Source organism: Pseudophaeobacter sp., from assembly GCF_039971195.1.
GTDB lineage: Bacteria > Pseudomonadota > Alphaproteobacteria > Rhodobacterales > Rhodobacteraceae > Pseudophaeobacter.
Genome location: NZ_JBDWPJ010000104.1, coordinates 1 through 8381, shown reverse-complemented (window position 1 = coordinate 8381; position 8381 = coordinate 1). Strand labels below are relative to the sequence as shown.

The following is an 8381-nucleotide window of genomic DNA, read 5'->3' as shown; positions in this document are numbered from 1 at the left end:
CCCCCACCTAATCCCCCCCCCCCCCTTGCCCTCGCAGCATTTGAAGGCAGAGAAGGCAGCGTGAAGATGCTGCGGTCATTTGACATAAAGACCTTCAGAGAGATCCTGTGAGACCTCGGCCTGAACCGTGCGCTCCAGATGCGTCGACAGGGTGACATAGGTGCGGGTGCCGCGTACCCCGTCGACGTCATAGATCTGCGACAGCAGGCCTTCGAGCGCCTGTGGCGAGGCTACCCGCACCTTGAGAATCAAACAGGTGTCGCCAGTGGCTGAATGGATCTCTTCCACCTCGGGCCAGGCATCCAGCGCCAGCATTGCGCCAGTCTTGCCCCAGCCCACTGTATCAACGTGAATAAAGGCCAATAGCGGCTTGCCCACCGCTGCCCCGTCCAGCTGCGCTACAGTGCCCCGGATAACGCCAGAGGCCCGCAGCCGTTTGACCCTCTCATGCACTGCCGGCGCCGACAGGCCCACCGTCGCGCTGATCTTGGCATAGGACAGGGTGGCGTCCTGGCTCAATTCACCTAATATTTTTCGGTCCAACGCATCCATCGCCCGGCTCCTCGTGCTATTTTCCGAATACCATCTGTTTTTGCACCATGAGTGAAAACCAGGGCTTCACAGAATTTCATAAGGTCGATAGTAGCAAACACAGAACTTAATTCAAAGGCGCGCCCAATGTCCCTCCCAAACACAGCCTCTGCCACTCCCGCGCTTTGGCAATCCATTGTGATCCTGATGAGCGCCATTGGCATTGTCGGCTCCAACTCATTGCTACTGTCGCCTCTGGTCATGGCTGTTGGTGAGGATCTAGGGACTGATCCGGCGGGCGTCATGCAGGCGGCCAGCGCCTATGGGCTGGGAGTAGCGGCTGCGGCGCTTACACTGGCCCCCCTGGGGGATCGTTTTGGTGCAGGCCGGGTTTTGCGGTTGGCCCTTGCGGTGCTGACGCTGGGCCTGGCAGCAAGCGCCTGGGCCCCGAACCTGTGGAGCCTGATTGCGGCCCAGGCCTTTTGTGGTCTTGCAGGCGGTGCTGCCCTGCCCTCGATCTACACATTGGCTGCAGTGATTGCCCCAAAGGGGCGTGAGGCCCGCACGGTTGGGCTGGTGCTCACCGGTTGGACCCTGTCGATGGTACTAGGGGTCAGCCTCAGCGCCTGGCTGGCCGATCTGGCGAGCTGGCGGCTGGTCTATCTGGTACTGGCGCTTCTGGCGGCGGCACTCTGGCTCGGTTCCGCCCGGTTGGGGCGCATTTCCGTCCCCAGCGCCCAGGTGAGCTCGCCCTTGACGGCCCTAAGGGTGCCCGGCATCCGGCGTGGGCTGCTTGCTTCTTGTCTGTTGATGCTCAGCTTTTACACCACCTATTTCTTTACCGGCGCTCATATCACCCTGGAGCTCGGGCTCAGCACCACCCAGGCGGGCCTGTTGCCGCTGTTTTACGGCATTGGCTTTGGGCTGGCGGTGCTGTTTGACCCGATCCTGGACAGGCTGGGCCTTGCCCGCGCCACGCCGCCAGTTTTTGTACTGATTACCGTGACCTATCTGGTGATGCTGGTGTTTGCCGGGCATTTTGCCCTGATACTTTTTCTGTCACTGGTCTGGGGGATTTTTCAGCATCTGGGGCTGAACCTGCTGGTGGCGCGACTGACCGCACTGGACCCCGGCCAACGCGGGGCAATCATGGGGCTCTACAGCACCGTTACCTATGTCTGCGTCTTTGCCGCGCCCTTTGTCGGGGCACTGATCTTCACCCCCTGGGGGCTGGGCGGATGTCTGGCATTTTCGGCGCTGCTGTGTCTCGGCGAAGCAATTGAGGCGGCCTTGAGCCTACGCCCAGGCCCTACTGGTTCCGCTTTGCCCGACGCGCCTGCCTGATCGCCCGGACCCTCTCCCGTTCGGCCCGTGCCTCTGCTTCAGCTGGGGTTTCTGGCGCCTGCATCGCGCCGCCACCACCACGCCGGCCACGTCCCGAGATCGCTCCAAGCCCGGCATCAACGCCGGCATTCACAGCCTTGCCCAGCAGGCGGCGCATCACCATTTTTACAATCATATCCAGGTTCATTGCGTCTCTCCAACTGATCCCCGACCGCTCTGACGCGCCCTAAAGGCCCCCAGAGATCAGATCTGTATTTGCGTAACTCTTAACAGTAGATTTGGGCAATTCCTTGACCTCTTCTACCAAAAGCCAAGGCCCAAAGGCGAAGATCACTCGCCAAACAGCTCTGGCTGATCCCCAACTTCGTCCTCCTCATCATTGTCCTGACCCAGCGGCAAAGATCCAGGAGGGGGGCGATTTTCCAACAGACCGGCGGCGCGCAACTCTTTGAGCCCAGGCAGATCCCGCGCGCTCTCCAGGCCAAAATGATCCAGAAACACCGGCGTCACCACAAAGGTTACCGGCCGCCCCGGCGTCATCCGCCGCCGCCCAATACGGACCCATTCCATCTCCAGCAGCTGATCCACAGTTCCGCGCGAGACAGACACGCCGCGAATTTCTTCGATCTCGGCGCGGGTGACAGGCTGATGATACGCAATAATCGCCAGGGTCTCGATCGCAGCCCGGCTGAGTTTGCGGGTCTCCACGATTTCCTTTTGCATCAGAAACCCGAGGTCTGGTGCGGTTCGGATCGCCCAGGCCTCACCAACCTGGACCACACGCACGCCGCGTCCCTCATAGCGTTTGCGCAGATGTTCCACCGCAGCGCCCGGATCACAGCCATGCGGCATCCGCCCTTCGAGATCGCGTAGGGTTACCGGCGTGGCACTGGCAAACAGCACCGCTTCGACCATGCGCTCCTGCTCAGCAATGGGCGGTGCATCAAACAGGCTGTCGCTTTCGCTGTGCTGTTCACTTGGTGGGGTAGCGCTATGGGGGTCCATCAGCTTTCCTCGTCCAGGCTGCGCAATTGTATCGGCGCAAAATTCTCGTTCTGGCGGATTTCCAGCCGTCCTTCCTTGACCAATTGCAACGAGGCGGCAAAGGTCGCCGCCGTCGCCGAGCGCCGCTTGACCGGATCTTTGTGCCAGCCATCGGGCAGATAGCTCAGCATATCGGTCCAACTGCCGGTAAACCCAATCAGGGCGCGCATACGTTCCAGCGCCTCTTCCATAGTAAAGACACTGTCGCGATCCATCACAAAGGGGCGGAAATCATCCTTGGTGCGAATGCGGGCATAGCCCTGCATCAGGTCCAGCAGGTTGGCAGTATAGGTGACGGTGCGGATCCGCTGGATATCTTCGTTCTGGCCGCGGGCGAAGACATCGCGCCCCAGTTGATCGCGCCCCATTAGCCGGGCGGCAGAATCGCGCATCGCCTGCAGGCGTTCGAGTTGAAAAGCGAGGTGCGCGGCGAGTTCCGCCCCCGATGGCCCCTCTTCGGTAGGGTCAGGCGGCAGCAACAATCGCGATTTCAGATAGGCCAGCCAGGCCGCCATCACCAGGTAATCGGCGGCCAGTTCAATCCGCAGCTCTTTTGCATGTTCCACAAAGGTAAGATATTGCCGCGCCAGCTCCAGCACCGAAATACGACGCAGGTCGACCTTTTGGGTACGCGACAGGGTCAACAACAGGTCGAGCGGCCCTTCATAGCCGTCGACATCAATGATCAGAGCCTCAGCCGCCAGTCTCTCTTCGACCGATTGCGCGGTGACTTCGTGGAACAGATTTTCTTCAGGCATAGACCTTTCCACCCATAAGGGCGGTAAGTTCGGCCTCGGCGGCCTCGGTGTCAAGCGGCTTGGGCGGCTGTCGTTGCGCCAGCGCAGCTTCCGCCCGCTTTTGCCCCGCCACATCCATGCGACCTGCGGCTTCGGTCACCGCACGGCGGTCTTCCAAAGCAGCATTGCAATAGAGCACCAAATCACAGCCCGCCTGCCGGGCGGCGGAGGCGTTTTGCGCTGGGGTTCCAGACAGGGCCTTCATCGAGATGTCATCGGTCATGATCAGCCCGCCAAAGCCGATTTGTTGCCGGATCAGCGACATCATCACCGGGGAGATTGTAGCCGGTTGTTCATCCAGAGCCGCATAGACCAGATGTGCCGTCATCCCAAGAGGCAGGTCATTCAGCGCCTGAAAGACCGAGAAGTCCTGCGTTTGCAGCGCGTCAAGATCCGCCGTGACCCGTGGCAGATCCTTGTGGCTGTCTGCCGTGGCACGGCCATGGCCGGGGATATGTTTCAGAACTGGCAGCACGCCGCCGTCCAGATGCGCCTGCGCGACCGCCCGCGCCAATGCGGTCACCTGACCCCGGTCAAAGCCATAGCAGCGGTTCTTCAGGAAGGGATGAGTTTCATCTGTCACCAGATCGCCAACCGGCGCACAATTGCTGTCGATGCCTAGGTCAAAGAGTTCCTGTGCAATCAGCCGGTAGCGCAGGTAGATCGTCCGTTCAGCCTGATCGCCGCTTTGCTTCACGTGATCCAGCGGCGCCATCCAGTCGCGCGCTAAGGGGCTGCGTAGGCGCTGCACTCTGCCACCTTCCTGATCGATGGTGATCAGACAGTCACGCCCCACGGCCTCCCGCAGATCAGCACAAAGCGCACGGATCTGATCGGGAGTATCAAGGTTACGGGCAAACAGAATAAAGCCAAAGGGATCAGCCGCGCGAAACAAGACCTTCTCGGCTGCGGTTAGCCGATGGCCTTCGGCGTCCAGAATGCAGGCCCCCGGTGCCATCAGCGGGTTGTCACCGGAATGCAATCGGCCTTACCAGCAACCAGCGCAGAGCAGAAGCGACGCGCATCAGAGAGCCCGTCAAAGCCCATGGCACGCAGACGATAGAAGGTCCGCCCACCGCTTTCGGCACGCTGAATGACTCGGGTCTTGCCTTCAAGGTAGTCCTCAAAGCGGCTGTAGATCCGATCCCATTCGGCGCGAGCCACTTCGGCGCTTTCATAGGCGCCAAGCTGCGCAAGCCTTGTACCTGCAGGCAGTGTACTTGGATCAACCTCGAGCGTTGCACGGCCTGTTCCAGGTGCGGTTTGAGCCGCTGCAGGACTAAAGCGGGCCGGGCGCAGGTTGGGGCGTAGAGAAATCTTGATCCCGGGTGCATTGCGCAGAGCAGCCGACGGCGTCGAAGCGTTTGCGCTGCCAACGGCTGCAATTTCAACAGGCTGCAGGGGCTCTGGCTGAACAATCGCTGGGGTTGGCGCCGGAGTCGGAGCCGCTTGCGCGGTCGAAGCATCGTCCTGAAGCGTGCCAAGCGGCGCTACACCATCCGTCAGCTCAGCCACCAGTGCGTCGATATCACCATTGCGATAGGCAGAGACAGAAGCCTCAGAGACCTGCGCTTCGGCCTGTTGCGGTGCCGGGTTGATCTCTTGTGGAGGCAGATCAGCTTCGGGCGCGGTCAGGCGCGACATTGGCTGATCATCCTGTGAAAGTTCAATGGGTTGTGGCGCTAGAGTCAGACGATCGGCAGGCGCCTCTGCGGTGCCATTTGCCGCAACGGAATTCACCGCCAGGCCTTGATGGTCAGCCTGGCTACCGCCCGGGTTTTCTGGTTGTGCCCGCATTGGTCCCTCGACAGCGCGCACAACTGGCACACCGCTGACATCGCGCATCACCAGCTGATAGCCCCAGGCCCCAAGCCCGACGACCAGGGCCAAAGAAGCCGCCGCGCCAAACAGACTTGCTGCGCGGGCAAATCCGCCACGGGTAGGTGCTGTCGCAAAGGCAGCACTATCGTCATAACCGTAGTCTTCAGCCTCTTCCTCGGCATAGCCATAGCTTTGCTCTGCAGCGCCGCCATAAGCCCCGGCAAAACTCGGTTGTGCCGCTTCTTCTTGGGCATTGTAGCTTTGTTCGTCAAAGCTCTGTTCGGAATAGCTCTGCGCCCCGATTCCGGGAACCGCATAGTCAGCACTGACGTAGTCCTGCAATCTGGGCTGCACCTGGATTTGGGGCTGCGTATGGATCTGAGCCTGCGGCGACCTGGCCTCAGCAGGAACAGCAACCGGAGCTGCTATCGTTGTAGGTACTGCTGCCTCATAGGCGCTTGGCTGATAATTGGCGTGAAGATCGGGGCCTTCCACCGGGAAGGGGCTGACAGGCGCGGGTGGTTGGCGAAGGGACTGTGGTTGTGGCTGCTGGTATTGCTGGGTCTGCGGGGCAAAAGCCTGCGGCTGTCCCGCAGACCCAGGAGCCGGTGCCACAGCACGTGGTGTTACATGGGGCTGCACGGTTACGCGTGGACCAGCAGGCGCCTGACCGTAGGGGTCAGAAGCCGCCTCGTTCCGGGTGCCATCATGAGAATGGGGCTGGCCAGAGCCTGCCTGCGCAAAATACGCCATAATCCGCCTTACTGCCCTAAGAATCAGGTGAGACACCTCTCTCCTGATTGCTTTTGGGTCACTTGAACTGCCTCAGTCCGACGGTTGTGCGCGGTTTGTTACCGCATCTCCTGCGCCGGTTTCACTCCTAGAATACCAAGACCAGCGGAAATAACAATGGAAACGCTACGCGCCAGCGCCAAATTGGCATGTGTTGCCGTTTCGCTGCTCTCATTAACAAAGCGTAAACCAAATTCCGTCTTGCCGAGATGGTAGAGCCCGTGCAGTTCGGAGGCGAGATCGTAGAGATAGAAGGCAATCCGGTGCGGTTCATTGGTGCGGGCAGCAATTTCAATCTGACGTGGCCATTCCGCCAGTTTTTTCACCACTGCGAGCTGCGCCGGATGCGAGACCTGCGCTAGATCCGCCGCTTTCAACACCACATCAGTGGTCTCAAACTTGGCTTCGCCAGCTTTGCGCAGGGTCGAACAGATCCGGGCATTGGCATATTGCACATAGAAGATCGGATTGTCCTTGGATTGCTCCAAAGCCTTGTCCAGGTCAAAGTCAAAGCCCTGATCGTTCTTGCGGGTGAGCAGCATAAACCGGGTGACATCCGGGCCAACCGCATCGACCACATCGCGCAGGGTGACAAAGGTCCCTGCCCGTTTGGACATTTTGAATTCCTGACCGTCCTTGAACAGTTTCACCAATTGGCACAGCTTGATATCCAAAGGCACCCGGCCATCAGAAAGCGCTGAAACAGCCGCCTTCATTCGCTTGACATAGCCGCCGTGGTCGGCGCCAAAAATATCGATGAGCTCATCAAAACCACGGGAGACCTTATCGTAGTGATAGGCAATATCCGGGGCAAAATAGGTCCAGGCGCCATCAGATTTTTTCACCGCCCGGTCGACGTCATCACCGTGATCGGTAGATTTGAACAGGGTCTGTTCGCGCGGCTCCCAATCATCGGGCTTTTTGCCCTTTGGTGGCTCCAAGACGCCCTGATAAATCAATCCCTTGCTCTCCAACTCTTCCAAAGCCGCTTCGATCCGGCCAGTGCCATAGAGCGATTTTTCAGAGTAGAAAACATCCATCTTGATGCCAAGCATCGCCAGATCCTCGCGGATCAGGCCCATCATTGCATCAGTGGAAAACTCCCGCACATCTGCGAGCCAGACATCCTCGGGCGCGTCAACATAGGCGTCCCCGACCTTGTCCTTGAGCGCTTCGCCAACAGGGACCAGGTAATCTCCGGGATAGGTACCATCGGCAAAGGCGATTTCCTGCCCATGGGCCTCCAGATACCGCAAGTAGACAGAGCGCGCCAAGACGTCGACCTGACCACCGCCATCATTGATGTAGTATTCGCGCGTCACATCATAGCCGGCAAATCCCAAGAGCGAGGCCAGCGCGTCGCCAAACACCGCGCCACGGGTATGGCCCACATGCAAAGGCCCCGTCGGGTTGGCCGAGACATATTCCACATTGACCTTCTTGCCCTGCCCCAGATCAGCACGACCGTAGTCAGACCCAGCCTCAAGCACCGCATTCAGCACCCCCTGCCAGACCACATGCGACAGCCGCAGATTGAGAAACCCAGGACCGGCCACTTCAGCCGAGGTGATCCGCGCATCGCTGTCCAGCCTGGCGGCCAGAGCAACGGCAATGTCGCGCGGCTTCATCTTGGCAGGTTTGGCCAGTACCATGGCGGCATTGGTCGCCATATCTCCGTGCGCGGCATCGCGCGGCGGCTCGACTGCTACATTGGCAAAATCAAGCCCCTCGGGCAGTGCGCCATCAGCGGTCATTGCAGTGAGGCTGTCGATGACAAGCGCGCGGATATCGGAAAAAAGGTTCATCTCTGGCGTCCCATTGGTTCGACTTTGCGGCTTATCATGCCTAGCCCAATGGTCAACCATTCTATAGCGCAAGACCAGCGCAGAAGCGGGGCTGCCCGGTTTTATTGAGGTTTCAACTCAACAGGGCAGCGCCATCCGCTGTCAAAGCGCCGCTTGCCCCACAATAGCATCTCCCCAAGCGGAGATTTTGTAGCGGCGAAGCGAAGCCACGTAATAGGGATCCGACAGGATCAGACGCTCAACATCT

General features: G+C 59.8%; 8 protein-coding genes. 1 reads left to right on the top strand and 7 read right to left on the bottom strand.

Going from position 1 to position 8381, the window contains the following annotated elements:
* Positions 1–75 precede the first annotated feature (75 nt).
* Positions 76–552 (bottom strand): Lrp/AsnC family transcriptional regulator, encoded by a 477-nt coding sequence (locus tag ABJP42_RS09190; protein ID WP_348340013.1) that lies wholly within the window; start codon positions 550–552, stop codon positions 76–78.
* 126 nt (positions 553–678) lie between these two features.
* On the opposite strand from ABJP42_RS09190, the gene ABJP42_RS09185 reads away from it, so the two are divergent.
* Complete coding sequence (locus tag ABJP42_RS09185; RefSeq protein WP_348340012.1) at positions 679–1875, top strand: MFS transporter; 1197 nt, start codon at positions 679–681, stop codon at positions 1873–1875.
* On the opposite strand, the gene ABJP42_RS09180 is transcribed toward ABJP42_RS09185, so the two are convergent.
* The 6 genes from ABJP42_RS09180 to argS all read right to left on the bottom strand — a co-directional run bounded on the left by ABJP42_RS09180 (position 1841) and on the right by argS (position 8134).
* Positions 1841–2062 carry a hypothetical protein gene (locus ABJP42_RS09180; protein ID WP_348340011.1) on the bottom strand — a complete coding sequence of 74 codons (222 nt, stop codon included), beginning with the start codon at positions 2060–2062 and terminating at the stop codon, positions 1841–1843. The genes ABJP42_RS09185 and ABJP42_RS09180 overlap by 35 nt on opposite strands.
* Positions 2063–2205: 143 nt before the next feature.
* Positions 2206–2880 (bottom strand): SMC-Scp complex subunit ScpB, encoded by a 675-nt coding sequence (scpB, locus tag ABJP42_RS09175; protein WP_348340010.1) that lies wholly within the window; start codon positions 2878–2880, stop codon positions 2206–2208.
* The gene (locus ABJP42_RS09170; protein WP_348340009.1) at positions 2880–3677 is read right to left on the bottom strand and encodes a segregation and condensation protein A; all 798 of its coding nucleotides are present in this window, start codon (positions 3675–3677) and stop codon (positions 2880–2882) included. The genes scpB and ABJP42_RS09170 overlap by 1 nt, the downstream gene beginning before the upstream one ends.
* Positions 3670–4674, bottom strand: a complete 1005-nt coding sequence (gene nagZ / locus ABJP42_RS09165; RefSeq protein WP_348340014.1) for a beta-N-acetylhexosaminidase — start codon at positions 4672–4674, stop codon at positions 3670–3672. The genes ABJP42_RS09170 and nagZ overlap by 8 nt, the downstream gene beginning before the upstream one ends.
* Positions 4674–6290 (bottom strand): SPOR domain-containing protein, encoded by a 1617-nt coding sequence (locus ABJP42_RS09160; protein WP_348340008.1) that lies wholly within the window; start codon positions 6288–6290, stop codon positions 4674–4676. Before ABJP42_RS09160 ends, nagZ begins: the two co-directional genes overlap by 1 nt.
* 98 nt (positions 6291–6388) lie before the next feature.
* Entirely contained in the window at positions 6389–8134 is a 1746-nt protein-coding gene (argS, locus tag ABJP42_RS09155; RefSeq protein ID WP_348340007.1) for an arginine--tRNA ligase, read from the bottom strand.
* Positions 8135–8381: the final 247 nt, after the last annotated feature.